The organism is Flammeovirga kamogawensis (assembly GCF_018736065.1).
In the GTDB taxonomy this organism is placed as follows: Bacteria; Bacteroidota; Bacteroidia; order Cytophagales; family Flammeovirgaceae; genus Flammeovirga; species Flammeovirga kamogawensis.
The window spans coordinates 3,451,502-3,471,317 of sequence record NZ_CP076128.1 but is presented as its reverse complement, the minus strand read 5'-3'; the positions used below and the strand labels follow the sequence as shown (position 1 = coordinate 3,471,317).

Below are 19,816 nucleotides of genomic sequence, written 5' to 3'. Positions count from 1 at the left end.
TATTATTTAAAGTCTATCTGTAATTACTTCTGTTGGTAAAACACTTTTTACATCATATACCACTGTATTCTCTTTCTTCAGCTTAGACCAATCTAATGCTTTAAATTCTTTATGGGCTACTGTAAGTACAACTGCTGAATAATTATTACCAATTGAATCTATTAAGTCAATACCGTATTCCTCTTTTACTTCTTCTTTTGAAGCATAAGGATCATATACATCCAAATCAACCCCAAATTCTTGAAACTCTTGAATAACATCAATCACTCTTGAATTTCTAATATCTGGACAATCTTCTTTAAAGGTAATTCCTAATACTAATACCTTAGAATTCTTTATCGCATGTCCAGCTTTCACCATTAATTTAACTACTTGATTGGCTACATAAGGCCCCATTCCATCGTTAATTCTTCTTCCTGCAAGAATAACTTCTGGGTGGTATCCTATTGATTCCGCCTTATAAGTTAAATAGAAAGGATCAACACCAATACAATGACCTCCCACTAAACCTGGTCTAAATGGTAAAAAATTCCATTTAGTTCCAGCAGCTTCTAATACATCCAATGTATCAATACCTACTTTTTCAAAAATTTTCGATAACTCATTTACAAAAGCAATATTCAAATCTCTTTGAGAGTTTTCAATTACTTTAGCTGCTTCAGCTACTTTTAAGTTAGGTGCTTTGTGTGTACCTACTGTTACTATTGATCTATATAATTGATCTACCACTTCTGCAATTTCAGGTGTAGAACCTGAAGTTACTTTCATGATGTTATGTACTCTATGCACATGATCTCCTGGATTAATTCTTTCAGGAGAATAACCGCAGTAAAATTCTTTATTGAACTTTAGTTTTGAAACTTTCTCTAAAACAGGAACACATTCTTCTTCTGTACAACCAGGATATACAGTAGATTCATAAATAACTATATTACCTTCCGATAATACACTTCCTACAGTCTCACTAGACTTTTTTAATGGTGTTAAATCTGGAGTTTTATATTCGTCAATAGGTGTTGGAACTGTTACGATATAAATATCAGAATCTTTAATATCCAATTTATTAGATGAATATGAAAGTCCTTTAGCTTCTTTCATTTCTTCTAAACTAACTTCTAAAGTACTATCAGTTCCATCTTTTAACTCCTTAATTCTTGCTTCATTAATATCAAAACCAATAACATTAAATCCTTGTTTACCAAATTCAACAGCAAGTGGCAAACCAACATATCCAAGACCAATAATGGCTATTTTTTTATTCTTAATATTCATATTATCTATATTCTTCTAAATACCAATCAATAGTTTTAACAATGCCACTTTCAAAGTCTTCATCAGCTTTCCATCCTAATTCAGTTTCTAACTTAGTAGCATCAATTGCATATCTTTGATCATGACCTGGACGATCTTTTACAAAGGTAATCAACTCTTTATAAGATTTACCACCTTTTAAAGGTTGTTTAACATCAAGTAAAGTACATATTTTATCTACTATATAGAGGTTATCTCTTTCGTTACGTCCTCCAATATTGTATGTTTCTCCTTCTTTTCCTTTATGGTATACTAAATCTATCCCTTTACAATGATCCAAAACATATAACCAATCACGAATATTCTTTCCATCTCCATAAATCGGAATTGGTTCACTTGTAAGTGCTTTACGAATAATAGTAGGAATTAATTTTTCTTTATGTTGCTTAGGGCCATAATTATTCGAACAATTTGTAGTCACTACATTCATACCATAGGTATGAAAATAAGAACGAACAATCATATCTGAAGATGCTTTTGATGCACTATATGGACTGTTAGGTGCATAAGGTGTTTCTTCGGTGAATAATCCCGTATCCCCTAATGTTCCATATACTTCATCTGTAGAAATATGATGAAAACGGCAGTTTTTATATTCTTCTTTATACTCAAAAGGAGCGTTCATCCAATACTTTCTTGCTACATCAATTAATGTAAAAGTACCATTCACATTCGTCTGAATAAATGCTTCTGGCCCTGTAATTGAATTGTCTACATGAGATTCTGCCGCAAAGTGAATAACACCTTTAATATCATATTTATTGAAGAGTTCTTCTATTAATACTCTATCACAAATATCTCCTTCAATAAAGGTGTATCTTGAGTGATTCTCTTCTATTTCAGAAAGATTTGCTAGATCACCTGCATATGTTAGTTTATCAAGATTAATTAATTGATATTCTTTATATTTCTCTAGAAAATAAGGAACAAAATTGGCACCGATAAAGCCTGCTCCACCTGTAATTAATATAGAAGATTTCATATTGTATCCTACTGTTCAATTATATTTCGTACAAAGTTACCCTTTTCTTGCTATTTATCACCCAATACTTTGAGACAGTCGATTAAACTAGATTGCCAATAAGGAATTGTAATATTAAAACTTGTTGTAAACTTTGATTTATCCATTACACTCATTTTAGGTCTTTTAGCAGGTGTAGGATATGCTGAGGTATGCAATGGGTTAACTTTAATATTCGTTTTACTTAAAATAAAAATTGCCTGTGCAAAATCATACCAACTTGCAACCCCCTCATTACTATAATGATATACCCCATAGGCAGCACTTTCTTGATCAATTATTAATAAAATAGCTTTTGCTAAATCTCTTGCGTAAGTAGGTGTACCTATTTGATCTACAATTACTCCCAATTCATCTTTCTCATTCGCTAAACGAAGCATTGTTTTTACGAAATTATTACCAAAACTACTGTACAACCAAGCAGTTCTAATGATAAAATAATTCGTCATTGTTTTTATTACTTCATTTTCTCCCTCAAGTTTTGTTTCTCCATATACACTTATTGGAGAGGGAATAATTTCTTCTGAATAAGGGGTAATTTGATTTCCATCAAATACAAAATCTGTAGATACATGAAATAAAACAATATTATTTTCTTTACACACTTCTGCTAAATTTTTAACCCCAAGAACATTAACTTTATAAGCTATATCTCGATCAGTTTCCGCCTTGTCTACTGCTGTATATGCAGCACAATTTATACAATGTGTAAAATTCCTTTCTCTAAAAAAAATATTTATTGCTTGTTGATTTGTAATATCCAACTCATCAAGATCTACAAACGTAAACTTTGCTTCTATCGTATTTGTTAGATAATTTAATTCCGATCCAAGCTGACCTCTTGCACCTGTAACTAATATTTCTTTTTGCATGAATAATAATGTTTTAACATCATAGAATACTCCCCTAGCTATAAATATAGCTTATATCAATAGCCTATTTTCTCATTTCAATCATATTTTTTCTTCATTTTTGTCTTAACACAAAAACGAAGCAAAAAAGTCAAGGCTATGAAGTCAAAAGCTAAATTTTGTATCATTCACCTAAAATCTTCAAAACTCACTTACGCTCAAACAAGTGAAGATTTCTTAACGGTTCATATTATAAACTTCTTAATGCTTTTCCCTTCAAGGCCGATAAAAAAGGTCTGCGTTTTTATTTTAAGACAATCTAGGAAGCTTTAAATCTTTCTCAGAAATTACTTCTTCTCCATGAGGTATTCCCCAATCAATATTTAATTTTGGATCATTAAAAATAATTCCTCCTTCTTCATTTGGGTTATAATAATTATCACATTTATAAACAAATTCTGCTGATTCTGAAAGTACAGAAAACCCATGGGCAAAGCCTCTTGGAACAAATAACTGTTTTCTATTTTCAGCACTCAACTCAACAGCTTCGTATTGTCCATAAGTACTGCTACCAGGACGTAAATCAACAGCTACATCGATTACTTTACCCGAAATAACTCTAACTAATTTAGCTTGAGCAGCTGCACCTTTTTGATAATGCAAGCCTCTAATAACACCATAAGAAGAGGATGATTGATTATCCTGCACAAATGTTACGGCTAAACCTGTCACTTCAGAAAATTTTTGAGCATGAAAACTTTCGTAAAAATATCCTCTCTCATCACCAAATACCTGAGGTTGAAGAATATAACAATCTTTTAGTTTCGTTGGTATAATTTCCATAACTTAATTATTATTTCAAAAGATTCAATATGTATTGTCCATAGCCACTTTTCACTAAAGGCATTGCTAAATCATGTAATTGAGCTTGATCAATATACCCCATTCTATATGCTACTTCCTCTATACAACCTACACTTAAACCTTGACGTTCTTCAATCACTCGAACATATTCTCCTGCTTGCATTAACGATGCAAAAGTACCTGTATCCAACCAAGCTGTACCTCTATTCAAGATACTAACAGTTAATTTTCCTCTTTTCAAGTACTCTTCATTAATTGAAGTTATCTCTAACTCTCCTCTTTCACTAGGTTGAATATTCTTTGCTATTTCAACAACTTCATTATCATAAAAATATAAACCAGGTACTGCATAATTTGATTTTGGTTTTATTGGTTTCTCTTCAATTGAAATTGCCTTATTATCATCATCAAATTCTACCACACCATAACGCTCAGGGTCATTTACATGGTATGCATATACACAACCACCTATCACATCATTATTCGATTGAAGTAGAGATGACAAGCCTGAACCGTAAAAAATATTATCTCCTAAGATTAAAGATACCTTATCATTTCCAATAAATTCTTCCGCTATTAAAAATGCCTGTGCAAGCCCTTCCGGTTTTTCTTGAACAGCATAAGAAAATTCACAACCCAACTTTTGACCATCACCTAATAACTCTTGAAATAATGGTAAATGATCAGGTGTTGAGATAATCAATATTTCACGTACCTCTGCCAACATTAATGTTGATAATGGATAATAAATCATTGGTTTATTATACACAGGCATTAATTGTTTACTGATTGCCAGAGTTAAAGGGTGAAGGCGAGTACCAGAACCTCCTGCTAAGATTATTCCTTTCATAATTGATTATACAAAAAAAGGTATGTATCTATTTTAATAAATACACACCTTTTTAAATTAAAATTTACAATTAAAGATTTGCTTTCTTTTTCATAAATGAATTTAGGTCTAATAAAATTGAGAAACCTAAAACAACTAGAAAACCTATAAACATACCAATTATTGTCTTACCTCCCGTTGATAAGGAAACAGTATATAACTCAGAAAATCTATTCACAAATTCAACAGGTTGAATTAAAGCTATTTCGGTTCTAATAAATGCTAGACTATCTTCTACTTTTTGTTGATTTTCCATCGCTTCAAAAGCCAATTCACCACTTTGACGAATATACCCATCATCTTGAGAATTTTTCATTACAACAACGTTAGAACTAGAGGGTTTTAATCCTTTCTTTAATAATTCTCCTTGTTGAACAATAATTTCTTTATAGGCCTCATTAAATTCTTGTAGACGAAGTTGTTCTTTTTCAAAAGTTTTCTTCTTAGAATTCAAATTCTGTTTGTATATCTCTTGATTCTTAATAATAAATTGATTTTTATTAAAAAAGAACTCAAAACCTTTTTGAATTTCAGCTTTTGTTATTTCTTGAACTGATGTTTTTACTTCAAGTTCGAATCTTGTTTCATTATCAAGAGATTCTAAATATAAAGAATCAGCCATTTCTGGATTAACTTTACCAGATTTATACATCATATAATACCCTTTAGAAGATATCTCTGAAATACTTTCAACAATTAACAATGGTAAATTCAAAGATTTAGCAAGCATAGGCCTTCCTTCATCTGTACACAAAGCATTTAACTCCTCAATCTCTTTTATAAAATCTACACCTGTTAAAAACCTACTATTTACTGTAGCTTTTGAGGCATAAAACTGAGATGTATTCTTTGATAAGTACCCTAAAGCACCTCCAACAATTACCGCAATAATTACTGCTATTTTAAATTTATATATTTTAGTGTATAAATAAATTAAAACTGTTAATACCCCATTCCAAATATTTTGAAAAAATTGGTTGAACTTATCCCCTATAATAGAGAATAATTCAATTAAATCAATTTCATCATTTTGATTTGAGTTCTGCTTATTTGGGGACTTGTCTTTATATTCTTTTTCCATGTAAATAGAGTGATCTCGTTTCTAACTCGTAAATATAATTACTTTTTTAATTAACTAGTAGAATTATAACATTACCTTAAGTAATTATAATACCATTCTACAGCTTCTTTTAACCCTTTTTTTATAGAATATTGAGGGTTATAATCAATTAAATTCTTTGCCTTTTCTATTGACGCTAATGAATGTTTAACATCTCCTTGACGTGACGGACCAAAAGTTGGCTCGATATCTTTTACTTTTGATTCATATATTGATAAGAACTCTTGTAAATAAGAATACAATTCTTTCAAATCTGTTCTCTCTCCAAAAGCAACATTATACACCTCATTTACAGCCTTTTGATTTATTATAAGTGCAGCTTGTTCATTTGCATGCAGTACATTATCAATGTAAGTAAAATCTCTAGAGTTCTCTCCATCTCCATTAATAACTGGTGATTCTCCGTTTAGCATTGCTATTACAAACTTTGGAATTACTGCTGCATAAGCTCCATGAGGATCTTGTTTTCTACCAAAAACATTAAAGTAACGCAATCCAATTGTCTCTATCCCATATGTTTTAAAAAAGACATCTGCATATAATTCATTAACATATTTTGTTACAGCATAAGGAGAAAGTGGCTTCCCTATTCTATCTTCTTCTTTAGGTAAACCAGGATGGTCTCCATAAGTTGATGAACTTGCTGCATAAATAAACCTCTTTACTCCAGCATCTTTAGAAGCAGTCAACATATTAAGAAAACCTGATATATTTACTTCATTTGTAGTTATCGGATCATTAATTGATCTAGGTACAGAGCCTAATGCTGCTTGATGAAATACAACATCAACACCTTCAACAGCAGACTTACAATCATCAATATTTCTTATATCACCTGTAATAAATTTACATTTTGGATGTGATTCAAAGTCTATAATATTTTCTTTCTTTCCCGTTGAAAAATTATCAAGACAGATAACTTCATTGTCTTGTGAAAGAAATTTTTCGGCTAAGTTAGACCCTATAAAACCTGCAGCTCCAGTAATTAATATCTTTTTACCTGTTAACATCCAATTCGAAATTATAAACGGTCCGTTATATATTTTTTATCTAAAACGCTTTTAACATCATAGACAATTGTATCTTTTTCTATTAATTGTTCCCAATTAATCTCTTCTCTAAATGATTTATGAGCCACTGCATGAATAATAGCAGCATAATCATTTCCAATTTCTGGAAGTAAATCTAAATCATATTCATCTTTCACCTCTTGAGCATCTGCATGTGGGTCGTAAACTTCTACTTCTAAATTAAAAGCTTGAAGTTCTCTAATTACATCAATTGCTCTTGAGTTTCTAATATCAGGACAATCTTCTTTAAAAGTGATGCCTAACATTAAAACTTTTGCACCTTTTTTAATTGACGAAGTTTTTTCCATCATTAAGCGAAGTACTTTATTGGCAACATGAGCTCCCATTCCATCGTTAATTCTTCTACCTGCAAGAATTACTTCTGGATGATAACCTAAAGATTCTGATTTATAAGTTAAGTAATATGGATCAACTCCAATACAATGACCTCCTACTAAACCAGGTCTAAATGGTAAAAAGTTCCATTTTGTTCCTGCTGCTTCTAATACTTCTAGGGTATCAATTCCTACTTTATCAAAAATTTTAGAAAGCTCATTAACAAAAGCTATATTTAAATCTCTTTGTGAGTTTTCTATCACTTTTGCTGCCTCAGCTACTTTAATACAAGAAGCTTTATGTGTACCAACCTTAACGACTACTTGATACATTTTATCAACTTCTTCTGCTATTTCTGGAGTTGACCCAGAGGTAACTTTCATTATGTTGTGTACTCTATGAACATGGTCACCCGGATTTATTCTTTCAGGGGAATAACCTGCAAAAAAGTCTTTATTAAACTTTAAACCACTTACTCTTTCAAGTACAGGAACACATTGTTCCTCTGTACAGCCAGGATAAACAGTAGATTCATAAACAACTATATTACCTTCAGACAATACACTTCCAACAGTTTCACTCGCCTTTTTCAGAGGAGTCAAATCTGGAGTTTTATATTCATCAATTGGAGTAGGTACAGTTACAATATAAATATCAACATCTTTTAAATCATTGATATTTGACGAATAAGAAATTATACCTTTAACAGATTTAAGCTCTTCTTCAGATACTTCTAATGTATGGTCTTTGGAAGAGTTTAACTCTTCTATTCTTGGTTGATTAATATCAAAACCAAGAACTTTTACATTATTCTTAGCAAATTCTACAGCTAAAGGAAGGCCAACATAACCCAAACCGATAACTCCTATTGTTTTATTCATCTGTAATTTAGTTATTCTTGAAGTAGTTTTAGATAAATCGCTTATCTTGTTTTTCTTTTACATTTGCTAAAAATTGCTTCACACGCTGCTCATGATCTTTCTCACAAATCATTAATACATCATCATATTCCGCTACAATGTAATTTTCTAACCCTTGAACAACTACTAATTTATCAGAAGGTGTCTTAACAATAGAGTTAAATGTCTCATAAGCCATGATATTACCATGTAAAACATTCTCTTCTTGGTTTTTATCTGCTTGCTCATATAACGACTTCCAAGTGCCTAAATCAGACCATCCAAAGTCGGTTCTCATTACATAAACATTATCAGCATGTTCCATAATACCATAATCAATAGAAATATCTCTGCATTGATGGTAAATAGTATCAATTGCTTCTGTTTCTTCTTCTGTATAAAATTTATCTTCTACAGAGCTAAATAAATGGTCTATATCATCTAAATAAGTAGAAAAAGCTTTCTTAATCGTCTTTACATTCCAAACAAAAATACCTGCGTTCCATACAAAGTCACCGCTTAACACAAAAGCTCTTGCTAATTCTTCGTTCGGTTTTTCAGTAAAAGTTTTCACTTTATAAAGAACTTCTAAACGATCATTATTTAAGGCTTGAATATAACCATAGCCTGTATCTGGTCTATTTGGACGAATACCTAGAGTTACTAATATATCATGAGATCCAACATAATCTAAAGCTGTCTGAACTCTTAATCTGAATTCAGGTACATCTAGTATAACATGATCTGCAGGGGCTACTACAATATTTGCATCTGGATTTTTCTTACCAATTTTATAGGCTGCATAAGCAATACATGGTGCTGTATTTCTTCTTACAGGTTCACATAAAACTTGATCTTCATTTAAAAAAGGAAGTTGCTCTAGTGTTAGTTCTTTATAAATATCACTAGTAACTACATATATATTTTCTTTTGGACAAACTCCTTCAAATCTAGCAGCTGTTTGCTGAATCATTGTTTGGCCTGTACCTAAAATATCTTGAAATTGTTTTGGGCGTTTTTCTCTACTATATGGCCAGAATCTACTTCCGACTCCACCGGCCATAATAACTATGTAATTATTTTCCATTATGCTATACAAATTTAACCTGGGTTAATACCGCAGCCCCTAGTTTATCATTTAGTCTTTTTACAACATGGTCTCGTACCATATTTAATTCTTGTTTTAAGGTTGAAACACTTAATCTTACATATAAAGTTTTCCCTCTTAATTTCAAGTCAATTGTTCTTGATGCAACAGTATTTCCCATTACTTCTGCCCATACTCTACCAATAACAGCTTGGTTATAGCTATGACTTTTCTTTAACGATTTCATAAAGTCCTGCATCGCTCCTCCGATACCTATAGTTTCATGTTTTTTAGGTATGGGGGTTCTTTTACGAAAACGGTATTTTATTTTTTTATCGTCTGACAAAGTTATGGTATTTTTATTTTCCTATTTCTATAAAATGAGACGGAGATGTTATTACCTCCATTAAACTTTTAGACCGTTCAGGACGAGCATCTGTCAAAATTATTTGACCAAAATTCTCATTTTTTATTAACACTAAAAGCTTTTGCATTCTTTCATCGTCCAATTTATCAAAAATATCATCCAAAAGCAGTATTGGAGCAACATCTAATTTACTTTTTAATAAAGAATGTTGTGCTAATTTCATTGCAATAATAAAGGATTTCTGCTGCCCTTGTGAACCAAACTTCTTTAACGGGTACCCTGCCAATTGAAAATCAAAGTCATCTTTATGAATTCCTTTTGTAGTTCTTTGTAATGCAATATCCTTTTCCCATGCATTAGCATAGATTTCATCAAAGTCTTCTTTTCCTAAATCAGATTTATAAACTACTTCGGCTACTTCTTTATCAGATGATAAAAACCTATATGAATCTTGGAAAAAAGGTCTGAAATTATCTGTAAATTTCTTTCTTCGATCATAAATTAATGAACCATTTTTTTTTAATACATGATCATAAGGTGCTACCCAATCTTTATTAGGAATTTGTCTTTTTTCTACAAATGTTTTCAGTAACTGATTTCTTTGTAATAAAGCTCGTTGATAATCAATTAATGCTTTAAGGTACTCTTTATCAAATTGAGAAATAACACTATCAAAATGTTTACGTCTTATTTCACTTCCTTCTCTTAGTAAATCTGTATCATTTGGGGCGATAAGTACGCAGGGGAATTTCCCAAAATGTTCACTAAAACGATTGTATTCTTTACCATCTAGAATAAATTTCTTTTTAGGCTTATCAAATTGGCAAATTACAGTATGTGATTTAGTCGAATTCTTAAATTTTCCAGACAGAGCAAATGATTTATTACCATGCCTAGCATTTTGTTGTTCTGTCATGCTAAAAGCACTTCGGGTCATGCAAAGAAAATAAGCTGCGTCAAGAAGATTTGTTTTTCCTACACCATTTGGGCCAACTATACAGTTTACTCCTTCTTTTAATTCAAGGGTAAACTCATCATAATTTTTAAAATCTTTTAAGTATAGTCGTTCTAAATACATGCAATAATATTTTGATAGGCTGCAAAGCTAACAAAAAATTACTTATCCATTAAAGATTGTACTAGAGTTGGGAAAGGTGTTTCAGTATACCCTTGTTTACGGTTTTCTTTACTTATTTCATAAATTGACCACCAATGTGCAAATAGATCTTTATAAGCATTAAAAATAGAATTCTCAGGATCGTATATATGTGCAGGTTCAGAGTTAACTCCATTTAGTTCCATAACTTTAAACTCACCCTTAATTAATGCTTCTTCACTCTCAGCTTTAACATCATATCTACCAAAATAGAAACCATCAATATGATTTGATATTTGATCATATAAAGTAGTATCCAGGTTATTGATTAAATGATTCGCATCGTTAAATATTGCTCCTCTTGAGTGATTACCCATTTTAGAAAGCATAAGTACTTCTTCATTTTCAAGTACCTGATTTAATCGATCTGCATACTTTTCTTTTAAAAAATCAATATATAAAATTGCTCGAGGATGTTTTTTAAATAAAGTAAGTAGATTATTTTCACCATCACCTACAATATATAGTTCATCTTTAAAAACAACAGATGTAATTTTACCTTTCTTCTCAGAAGGTCTTCGGATATACATCACTCCAAACTCATGAGGTGCTGTAATAAATTCTTGCAAAATGATACGTTCAGGTTTATCGCTTAGATAATTTTCTAAATCTTTATCATTTTTAATTTTTTCAACCCCACTTCCTCTTTCTCCTTCATCGGGTTTTAAAATGACAGGATAAGTGAGATTTAATTTCTGCATCTGCTCCTTTACCTTATACAAAGAAGGTGTTTCTACAAAAAATGCAGACTTAGGTAGAAATTTAGAAGGTAGTTGACGTAAAACATCAAATTTAGAATAACTAAAAAAGCCTCCATATCTCATTCCTGGATTCGCTAAAGTCATAAAACTTAACGAACGTGACAATGCTGACAAACCAAAGTATAAAAAATATACAGGAATGTAAAAAATATAATAGGGCCAAAATTCCCACTTAAATAGCCTATACCTTAAGTTAGGTTTAAGATTCATGCTTCAAAACAATTAATGGTAACGATACATTATCCTTTTCTTGTATTAGACGATCATGATAATGCATACTGACAATTGAATCAGAAACTTTTAATTGAGTTGTACTTACCGTACAGTATTCCAAACGCTGCATTGACAATCCAAAAGGTTCATTTTCACCTTTGTCTACCAATTCATGCACATCTAAAATCTCTTTTGATAATCTATCTGATGTATTCAACCAATTCAAAAACCTTTCCTTTCTTTCATCAGATTGAAAAGAATCATATAAAGTAGCAGAAGACCAAATATGCGGCACATTAGGATTTAAATTAGATTTATATCCTTTATTACCATCCCAAACAAATTGAGTAATTTCAATCCCCTCCTTTTGGTCAATTACTATTAAAGTAAAAGGTTCAATATTAGAGAAATTGTAAGTATCTAAATAAGTATTGATATCATTAGCCAAAGTAGCATCTAGAACAACCTTTCCTCTACTGTGTTTATAAGGCGGTGTGGGAATATGCCTTTTAAAACCTCCATTAAGTAAGCAAACAACTCTACCTAATTCAGAAGCGGCCAACCATGTACCAAGAGCTTCTCCGTCAATAGGTGCAATAAATTTCACACCATTTTTTTCATGAAGTTGTGGAGCAAAAGCTGATGCTCTACTTTTTCTTTCATCTCTGTTAGAAGTGAATAAATATTCTGAATTATTAAACGGTATATAGGATAATGTGCACATAAAAATCGTTTTGAATAGTTAGTTATTTACCTTTTCTATATGCGTAAGTTGATTTAGCTACTCCGAAAACATCGTTCAACTCCAAATTTGGAAAATAATGCTTTATTCCAACTTTTATAATTGCTAGGTGATGGACCGCATGTTCATTACAATAATGTAACTCTCTAGCAAATGTAGTTACAGAATTCCAAGGTTCTAAAGCGAGGTCTTTATCGTAATCCTTTACTTTTAAACACATTTCATTCTTTATATTTACTACAGTTAGTAAACTATTTTCGATAGCTTCTAATTGAATAATTGCATTTAGCTTATCTTGTTCTATCTGCAAGTTTCGTTTACGGTCTTCATAGCAAACTTCATCATTATTTTTAGATGCATTTAATAAGCACTGATAAAATTCTATGATATGTCTAGTATGTTGACCAATAGATGAACCAGAAAACAAATCTAACGGAGCAATATATTGTTCTTCAGACAACTGAGCTAATAAACTTTGTAATTGTTCGGATAACTCAATAGCTGAATTAATAACATTATTATTCATTTAAATGGATTAATGATGAAAGATAATTGTATACAATAAAAAGAGGCAAAAAAATTAAGCTGTACTACCCAAAGTAATAATACAGCTTAAAATTAAGAAGAATCTTTCCATTTATTTTTATGAAGACTCTATATAAGGTGTTTTTTGTTTAAAATAAGTCGATTTTCTTAATTCCTGCTCAATAATTAATAGGCATGTTAATAAAGTAACTAATGACATTCCAAACAATTGCATACCGTTTGATAATCCTTCTTCCACAGGCAAGTCAATTCCTAGAATAAAGATTTGTGCAAGTAATTGAAATGAGGTTAATACAACAGCTATCCACGCTCCCCATTTACACAAAGATCGATAGGCTAGTAAAAAACAGGCAATAAACTCTACAACAGCAATAAATAATCTAATATCATCACCTAGACCTAGTTGATAATATATATACACAGATTCGGGATCTTCGCCCATCTTATACAAGAGTGATTGAAAAAGAACTACAACAGGTATAACGCGAAGTGCCCAATACGACAATACTTTATGGATTTTAAAATCTTTTTGCATTGTATTGGTAATAAAATTAGGTTTAACAAGTAAGTGATTACAATTTACTTGCTTTATTTTATTTACTTTTGATAATAGTACATTCAACTATACCCTTGCAAGAAATGAAGAACATTCGCATTTTTTCTATAATTATACTCCTTTCTATTAGTTCATTATTTAGTTGTTCTAATACAAGTAACAATGAAAACACTAAACATGAATCTACTAAAACTGAGGTTAGAAAAAGCATAGAAAAAGACAGTAGAAAAGTGATTACTTTTTATGGTAATAGTTTAACAGCAGGATATGGTTTAGAAAAAGAACAATCTTATCCATCCATCATTCAAGCAACTTATGATAGCTTAAACATTCCCTATCATTGCATAAATGCAGGTCTAAGTGGTGAAACAACAGCTGGTGGAAAAAATAGAATAGAATGGGTACTCAATCAAAATACTCCAGATATTTTTGTACTTTCCCTTGGTGGTAATGATGCTTTACGTGGTCTAGATCCGAAAAGCTCTAAGGAAAACTTAATAGATATTATTAATATAGTAAGAACTAAGAACCCTAATTGTAAAATTTTACTTGCAGGAATAGTACCGCCTCCAAATATGGGCGAGAAATATTTCAATGAGTTCAAATTAATTTTTCCTCAAATTTCTAAAGAGAAAAATACATTTTTACTACCATTCTTACTCAAAGGAGTTGCTGGTAACGAAACATTAAACCAAAAGGATGGAATTCACCCAAATATTGAAGGAACAAAAATTGTTGCATCTACAGTAATGAATGCTCTTAAACCACTATTATAATTAATCTTCCTTCTTCTTAGGTTTTATTACAGGACGAACTACTTTTTTCTTAATATCACCTGTCTCAGGTGATGAAGATTTCGGCTTGATTACTGGCCTAACAACTTTCTTCTTTACTGCTGGCTCAGCTTCTTCGGGAGATACCGATTTAGGTTTTATCACAGGGCGAACTACTTTTTTCTTAACATCACCTGTCTCAGTTGATGAAGACTTCGCCTTGATTACTGGCCTAACAACTTTCTTCTTTACAGCTGGCTCAGCTTCTTCGGGAGATACTGATTTAGGTTTTATCACAGGGCGAACTGCTTTTTTCTTAACATCACCTGTCTCAGGTGATGAAGATTTCGGCTTGATTACTGGCCTAATTACTTTCTTCTTTACAGCTGGCTCAGCTTCTTCGGAAGATACCGATTTAGGTTTTATCACAGGACGAACTGCTTTTTTCTTAACATCACCTGTCTCAGGTGATGAAGATTTCGGCTTGATTACTGGCCTAACTACTTTCTTCTTTACTGCTAGCTCAGCTTCTTCAGAAGATACCGGTTTAGGTTTTATCACAGGACGAACTACTTTTTTCTTAACATCATCTGTCTCAGTTGATGAAGACTTCGCCTTGATTACTGGGCGTACACCTTTTTTTACAGAAGTTTCCTTATTATTATCCTCAGATTTTTTGATAACAGGCTTTGCTCCCATTTTAGGTTTGAATTTTGGACGAGCAGGCTTTTTATTTTCTACTTCATCAATATTCTCACCTTCTATTTTTGGTTTAATTGTAGGTCTTACTACTTTCTTGACAACTTTTGAAGTAGCATCTACATCAGTTTCTTTTTTAGGAATAGATTTTCTTACCACTCCAGATTTAGTTTTTGGTTTAGCACTTTCAACCTTAATAGGTTCAGCTATCCAATATCTTCTACGAATTTGATTAATCAAAAAAAGCTTCTGCTGTGTAAAGCTTTTAGGATGCACTTGCATAAACAACGATTCCCATTCTTCAAATCTATCTGGTTCAGAAGATTTAAAAAGGCTTGGATCAATTCTTTTTTTCGTTAAATATGCTTCAAATTCGTTCATAGTCTGTTTATGATTTTACAACGTAGTTGATTTTCCTCAAAAGTAATAATCGATTAATTATCTATCAAATCGAATTTAATTTCCTACCCATTCTTTATTTAAACGTTGTAGTTGTTTTCTGTATACACTAAATATTCTTGATTTAGAAACCATCCCTACATATTTTTTATTTTCATCAACTACAGGTAAATTCCAAGCATCTTCCTTTTCAAACTTTTGCATTACAGTTGGCATACGCTCACCATAATATACAATACTTGGAGGCTCATTCATCACATTAGCAATCTTTACTTTAGCTTGTTGTTCCTGATCAAACATAATTTCTCTAACCTGATCAAGAGTGATGACACCTTTTAATTTACCTTCATCATCTACAACAGGAAAGACGCTTCTTTGACTTATACTTATAGCTGATACTAAATCACTTAGATACCCTTTAAGTGGAACGGTAACAAAGTTTGTTTCAATTAATTTATTAATATTTAATCGATCCAAAACCTGCATATCTCTATCTCCTTTTAGGTAATCACCTCTAGCTTTTAATGCTCTAACATGAGGAGCATCTGGGTCTACAACACTCACTGTTGTATAAGCAATTGCAGAAACTAACATTAAAGGAACAAACAAGGTATAACCACCAGTAATTTCTGCAATTAAGAAAATTGCAGTTAATGGAGCGTAAACAACTCCGCAAAGTACTCCACTCATTCCTACAAGAATAAAGTGTGTTTCATGAAGATCTGCTATTCCTAATAAGTTAATAAACCTAGCAAATGCAAAACCAGTTAAACCTCCAATTACTAAGGCTGGTCCAAATGTACCACCACTACCGCCTGCAGATAATGTTAAAGATGCAGCTATAACTTTAGCAAATAATACCATTATAATATAAGCCAAAAATAACCATGCTTTTGTATTCGGGATTATAGTTTCAAACAGTTCTGCTCTATTTAGAAGTTGAAGTTCTTCTCCGTTTAATAATGCCTTGATAGATTCATATCCTTCACCATAAATTGGAGGAAATACGAAAATAAAAATTGATAAAACTATACCTCCATAAAGAGCTCTTCTATATCTATTAGGAATTTTTTCTTCCATCAAATGCTCCATTTGGTGGAGTGTTTGATTAAAATAAATAGACATAAAACCTGCTAAAACACCTAGAATAATAAAAAATGGAATGTTCTGAGGTTGAAAATCTTCTAAAATCTTAAATGAAAAAAGAACTTCTTCACCTACAATTAAAGAAGATACAATTGCTGCACTAACAGATGAGATTAATAAGGGAACAAAGTTAGCTACAGAGACCCCTGTTAATATTACTTCTATACTAAATATTAACCCTGTAATTGGTGCATTAAATATTGCAGATATTACACCTGCAGTACCACAACCAATCATTAATGTTTTGGTTTTATAATCCAATAAAAATGATTGAGCAATATTAGAACCTATAGCACCTCCTGTTAATACAATTGGAGACTCCAAACCAACAGAACCACCAAACCCTACCGTAAACATTGATGTTACAAATCGAGAATATATTTTCCCTTTTGCTATGTTACTGTTATTCTTAAAAATATCATGTAAAATATCTGTAATTGCATGCCCTACACTACTTTCTTTATATAATGATTTAGCAATTACTGTAGTAATTAATAAACCTATAATAGGAAAAAGTAATAAACCCCAATTTTCTACAAAATTGTAATGCGTTAAATGTTCATGTATATGATGTACTGATAGTTTTAACAACACAGCAGCTAAACCAGATGCAATACCCACCATACTACTCACTATAAGAATAAAATTCCTATCTGAGAGGTGAAGCCTTCTAAGGTTAAATAATTTTTCTACAATCTTATGCTTTGCCATCTATTATGTACTATGGAATACTATCAGAAATAATTAGTGTACAATGTATAGTTTATTTATACAAATACCCACAACCAACCAAGATGCAAACTTACAAAATGCTTATCAAAAAAAACCACCTCTCTATATAAAAGAAAGGTGGTTGTGTTAATATCGTCAATTTACTGTAAAATTAATTAGCAGGATAATCTTTTACAGTAACTTTTGGTATAGTTGACGAATACAATGTATTTAATGTCTCTATCATTTCATTCACAATGATAGCATTTGCTGCAGATGTGTAACTATGCCCATCCATAGAATAAAATTTTCCACTTCGATATTCATTTGTATATGTATCACCGTCTTGTTTATAACCTGTTACTAATTTGGCTGAAATAGATTCTACATTAATAAATGCCCAACGGTTGCTACTAGCAGCATTTGATAAAGCAATATTATATGCTCTATTCGCTTCTGCTACCTCTTGCTGAGTAGTATAAAAATATACTTGATCAATTGTTGGGAACAAATTCAATAAGTTTGATGGATCAAAATCACCTGGTAATCCTCCATTACTTACTATACTCTTAATGAATGTTCTTAAATCAACATAAACATCTGCATAAGGTAACATAATTTTATCCCCAGTTTCAAGAACTCTCATTCTTGTTGGAGATGAAGGATCAATAACAAACAATGGATTATCTCCTGCCACAAATTCTGGAAAAAAATTACGGCTACGAAGTACATCAATTACTGTAATACCAATTTCTCCTAATGAGTTATCTATTGCAGCATCTAAGCTTTCTGGTGTCAACTCACCTTCTACATTTCTCAATACCACATTAAAAAGTTGGTTAGCAATAATATTTACTAAAGCTTCTCTTTCTCCAAAATGAAGTAATAAAGATGCTATAGATTCAGTAAACGTTTTTTCAATAACCATTACTTGTAATGGATCTGTTGCCATTATACTGTCCATTGCTGTTGTTGAGTCATTCTCAAATGAGTATACCCATTGTTTATCTACTTCAGCAAATATATAATCATTTCTATCTGATCTACCATCAGGTGAAATTGCTGCAACTCGACCAGCTAATGTTCCTGTTTTAACGCCTGAAACTTCATAAGGTAGTGAATAGTAAGGACCGTTAAAAACAATATTATAAGCAACAGAATCAACTATTGGCGTACAAGTTGTTATTGTTGTACAACTTGCATATGTAGGTTTTGAAGGAGGTAATACAGGTCTATTAGGAACATCATATCCACAACAAGCATTTATACAAGCAACTCCTAATTTACCGCTCCATCCATCAACCATAATTGGTTCTAAGAAATTAATAGCGATAGAATCTTGTGCTTTAGGACGAGTAACAACCTGTATAGAATCAAAAACATGAGTAATTAATCCATATACTAAAGAATCAATACCATCATTAATTGCATTAGCCGTTGATTCTTCTAAGTTGATAGAATTTCTAACATGATTAAAATAAGGCAAATCATTAATTACATCAATACCAATCACTGCTCCTCCTTGTTGAGTTGAAAATGCCGAAGCAACGAGGTCAACTTGAGTTTCTAAAGTAGAACTTGATGGTAATACCAATGCATCATTTGTTCCTTTATTTAAAGCGTAATCAAATAAATCAAATTTACCTATTGATATTGTTGTAAAAGTTGGAGTGGCTTTTTTTGCTTCACCAAGCATGGAAGCAGTATCAGAAGATGAAAAATAACTAAAATAAGGATTATCAGCTGAATAGTTCTGCTTTGTTAAATCTCCCATTTTAGCATTAATAACAGATATATTCGTATAGTCTGAACCATCTGCTTTAGTTCCAACTATTGAAGGAACTTCTTCTGTTAAGATCCTTGCTTCACCAACTACCCAGCTCCCTTTAGAATAACGAATTACATTTCCATTTTCATCTGGAACACCAGTACCCTGAGAGGTAACACTTGGGTTGGATATTAAAGTACCTAAATTTACATCCTGTAATTTTTGAGAAAAAATAGCTGCAACAGAATTATCTTGAGACTCTTTGTACCACACATTATCCTGTAAACCTGCTGTAACTCCATCACCAATCGCTACATAATTTGAATAGTTAATAGGAATACCTGATCTAGTTCTACCAGAATTTGCAAGTATTGCTTCTTCTCTATCAGAACACGATATAAAGACAGGTAAAATAATTGATAATATAGTTAATGCCTTAAGTATATTTTTTTTCATATATAGATTCTATTTCTTAAAAGAAGGTTTATAAATTATTTTAGGAATAAACAAAGTAAAACTAAAAAAAACCTA

The 19,816-nt window shown here is 31.5% G+C and carries 19 protein-coding genes; 1 reads left to right on the top strand and 18 read right to left on the bottom strand.

Translation table 11 applies throughout. The features are described from left to right. Window positions 1-6: 6 nt before the first annotated feature. From KM029_RS13865 to KM029_RS13795, 15 genes are all read right to left on the bottom strand, one after another. Entirely contained in the window at window positions 7-1,272 is a 1,266-nt protein-coding gene (locus KM029_RS13865; RefSeq protein ID WP_144073832.1) for a nucleotide sugar dehydrogenase, read from the bottom strand. A gap of 1 nt (window position 1,273) precedes the next feature. After that, window positions 1,274-2,293 (bottom strand): dTDP-glucose 4,6-dehydratase, encoded by a 1,020-nt coding sequence (rfbB, locus tag KM029_RS13860; protein ID WP_144073831.1) that lies wholly within the window; start codon window positions 2,291-2,293, stop codon window positions 1,274-1,276. A gap of 50 nt (window positions 2,294-2,343) precedes the next feature. Next, window positions 2,344-3,204, bottom strand: a complete 861-nt coding sequence (gene rfbD, locus KM029_RS13855; RefSeq protein WP_144073830.1) for a dTDP-4-dehydrorhamnose reductase — start codon at window positions 3,202-3,204, stop codon at window positions 2,344-2,346. A gap of 288 nt (window positions 3,205-3,492) precedes the next feature. Then, the gene (gene rfbC / locus KM029_RS13850; RefSeq protein ID WP_144073829.1) at window positions 3,493-4,026 is read right to left on the bottom strand and encodes a dTDP-4-dehydrorhamnose 3,5-epimerase; all 534 of its coding nucleotides are present in this window, start codon (window positions 4,024-4,026) and stop codon (window positions 3,493-3,495) included. A gap of 10 nt (window positions 4,027-4,036) precedes the next feature. Next, the gene (gene rfbA, locus KM029_RS13845) at window positions 4,037-4,897 is read right to left on the bottom strand and encodes a glucose-1-phosphate thymidylyltransferase RfbA (protein ID WP_144073828.1); all 861 of its coding nucleotides are present in this window, start codon (window positions 4,895-4,897) and stop codon (window positions 4,037-4,039) included. Window positions 4,898-4,967: 70 nt separating this feature from the next. Next, complete coding sequence (locus tag KM029_RS13840; RefSeq protein WP_144073827.1) at window positions 4,968-6,017, bottom strand: hypothetical protein; 1,050 nt, start codon at window positions 6,015-6,017, stop codon at window positions 4,968-4,970. 71 nt (window positions 6,018-6,088) lie between these two features. Beyond that, the gene (locus tag KM029_RS13835; protein ID WP_144073826.1) at window positions 6,089-7,066 is read right to left on the bottom strand and encodes an SDR family oxidoreductase; all 978 of its coding nucleotides are present in this window, start codon (window positions 7,064-7,066) and stop codon (window positions 6,089-6,091) included. 11 nt (window positions 7,067-7,077) lie between these two features. Then, a complete protein-coding gene (locus tag KM029_RS13830; RefSeq protein ID WP_144073825.1) occupies window positions 7,078-8,343 on the bottom strand; it encodes a nucleotide sugar dehydrogenase in 1,266 nt (421 codons plus the stop codon). Window positions 8,344-8,371: 28 nt separating this feature from the next. After that, window positions 8,372-9,448, bottom strand: coding sequence for a mannose-1-phosphate guanylyltransferase (locus tag KM029_RS13825; protein WP_144073824.1), 1,077 nt, complete (start codon window positions 9,446-9,448; stop codon window positions 8,372-8,374). A 4-nt stretch (window positions 9,449-9,452) separates the two neighbouring features. Next, window positions 9,453-9,794, bottom strand: a complete 342-nt coding sequence (locus KM029_RS13820; RefSeq protein ID WP_144073823.1) for a DUF721 domain-containing protein — start codon at window positions 9,792-9,794, stop codon at window positions 9,453-9,455. A gap of 13 nt (window positions 9,795-9,807) precedes the next feature. Further along, entirely contained in the window at window positions 9,808-10,893 is a 1,086-nt protein-coding gene (gene recF, locus KM029_RS13815; RefSeq protein ID WP_144073822.1) for a DNA replication/repair protein RecF, read from the bottom strand. A 38-nt stretch (window positions 10,894-10,931) separates the two neighbouring features. Then, window positions 10,932-11,816 (bottom strand): D-alanine--D-alanine ligase, encoded by an 885-nt coding sequence (locus KM029_RS13810; RefSeq protein WP_158631060.1) that lies wholly within the window; start codon window positions 11,814-11,816, stop codon window positions 10,932-10,934. A gap of 115 nt (window positions 11,817-11,931) precedes the next feature. Then, window positions 11,932-12,669, bottom strand: a complete 738-nt coding sequence (locus tag KM029_RS13805; protein ID WP_144073820.1) for an NRDE family protein — start codon at window positions 12,667-12,669, stop codon at window positions 11,932-11,934. 22 nt (window positions 12,670-12,691) lie between these two features. Further along, window positions 12,692-13,213: a DinB family protein gene (locus KM029_RS13800; RefSeq protein WP_144073819.1), complete on the bottom strand. Its 522-nt coding sequence runs from the start codon at window positions 13,211-13,213 to the stop codon at window positions 12,692-12,694. A 117-nt stretch (window positions 13,214-13,330) separates the two neighbouring features. Beyond that, window positions 13,331-13,855: a hypothetical protein gene (locus KM029_RS13795; protein ID WP_144073818.1), complete on the bottom strand. Its 525-nt coding sequence runs from the start codon at window positions 13,853-13,855 to the stop codon at window positions 13,331-13,333. A gap of 17 nt (window positions 13,856-13,872) precedes the next feature. Between KM029_RS13795 and KM029_RS13790 the strand changes: the two genes are divergently transcribed. Next, window positions 13,873-14,565, top strand: a complete 693-nt coding sequence (locus KM029_RS13790; protein ID WP_144073817.1) for an arylesterase — start codon at window positions 13,873-13,875, stop codon at window positions 14,563-14,565. Here KM029_RS13790 and KM029_RS13785 read toward each other — a convergent pair whose 3' ends face one another. The 3 genes from KM029_RS13785 to KM029_RS13775 all read right to left on the bottom strand — a co-directional run bounded on the left by KM029_RS13785 (window position 14,566) and on the right by KM029_RS13775 (window position 19,741). Further along, window positions 14,566-15,642: a hypothetical protein gene (locus KM029_RS13785; protein WP_144073816.1), complete on the bottom strand. Its 1,077-nt coding sequence runs from the start codon at window positions 15,640-15,642 to the stop codon at window positions 14,566-14,568. Between the two features lie 75 nt (window positions 15,643-15,717). Beyond that, window positions 15,718-17,517, bottom strand: a complete 1,800-nt coding sequence (locus tag KM029_RS13780; RefSeq protein ID WP_144073815.1) for a chloride channel protein — start codon at window positions 17,515-17,517, stop codon at window positions 15,718-15,720. Between the two features lie 172 nt (window positions 17,518-17,689). Then, window positions 17,690-19,741, bottom strand: coding sequence for a hypothetical protein (locus KM029_RS13775; RefSeq protein ID WP_144073814.1), 2,052 nt, complete (start codon window positions 19,739-19,741; stop codon window positions 17,690-17,692). Between the last annotated feature and the right edge of the window lie 75 nt (window positions 19,742-19,816).

What these genes read in the sequence shown, in the direction of transcription:
- KM029_RS13865 (WP_144073832.1), bottom strand. Translation starts at nt 1,272, where the DNA reads ATGAATATTAAGAATAAAAAAATAGCCATTATTGGTCTTGGATATGTT.
- rfbB (WP_144073831.1), bottom strand. Translation starts at nt 2,293, where the DNA reads ATGAAATCTTCTATATTAATTACAGGTGGAGCAGGCTTTATCGGTGCC.
- rfbD (WP_144073830.1), bottom strand. Translation starts at nt 3,204, where the DNA reads ATGCAAAAAGAAATATTAGTTACAGGTGCAAGAGGTCAGCTTGGATCG.
- rfbC (WP_144073829.1), bottom strand. Translation starts at nt 4,026, where the DNA reads ATGGAAATTATACCAACGAAACTAAAAGATTGTTATATTCTTCAACCT.
- rfbA (WP_144073828.1), bottom strand. Translation starts at nt 4,897, where the DNA reads ATGAAAGGAATAATCTTAGCAGGAGGTTCTGGTACTCGCCTTCACCCT.
- KM029_RS13840 (WP_144073827.1), bottom strand. Translation starts at nt 6,017, where the DNA reads ATGGAAAAAGAATATAAAGACAAGTCCCCAAATAAGCAGAACTCAAAT.
- KM029_RS13835 (WP_144073826.1), bottom strand. Translation starts at nt 7,066, where the DNA reads ATGTTAACAGGTAAAAAGATATTAATTACTGGAGCTGCAGGTTTTATA.
- KM029_RS13830 (WP_144073825.1), bottom strand. Translation starts at nt 8,343, where the DNA reads ATGAATAAAACAATAGGAGTTATCGGTTTGGGTTATGTTGGCCTTCCT.
- KM029_RS13825 (WP_144073824.1), bottom strand. Translation starts at nt 9,448, where the DNA reads ATGGAAAATAATTACATAGTTATTATGGCCGGTGGAGTCGGAAGTAGA.
- recF (WP_144073822.1), bottom strand. Translation starts at nt 10,893, where the DNA reads ATGTATTTAGAACGACTATACTTAAAAGATTTTAAAAATTATGATGAG.
- KM029_RS13810 (WP_158631060.1), bottom strand. Translation starts at nt 11,816, where the DNA reads ATGACTTTAGCGAATCCAGGAATGAGATATGGAGGCTTTTTTAGTTAT.
- KM029_RS13805 (WP_144073820.1), bottom strand. Translation starts at nt 12,669, where the DNA reads ATGTGCACATTATCCTATATACCGTTTAATAATTCAGAATATTTATTC.
- KM029_RS13800 (WP_144073819.1), bottom strand. Translation starts at nt 13,213, where the DNA reads ATGAATAATAATGTTATTAATTCAGCTATTGAGTTATCCGAACAATTA.
- KM029_RS13790 (WP_144073817.1), top strand. Translation starts at nt 13,873, where the DNA reads ATGAAGAACATTCGCATTTTTTCTATAATTATACTCCTTTCTATTAGT.
- KM029_RS13785 (WP_144073816.1), bottom strand. Translation starts at nt 15,642, where the DNA reads ATGAACGAATTTGAAGCATATTTAACGAAAAAAAGAATTGATCCAAGC.
- KM029_RS13780 (WP_144073815.1), bottom strand. Translation starts at nt 17,517, where the DNA reads ATGGCAAAGCATAAGATTGTAGAAAAATTATTTAACCTTAGAAGGCTT.
- KM029_RS13775 (WP_144073814.1), bottom strand. Translation starts at nt 19,741, where the DNA reads ATGAAAAAAAATATACTTAAGGCATTAACTATATTATCAATTATTTTA.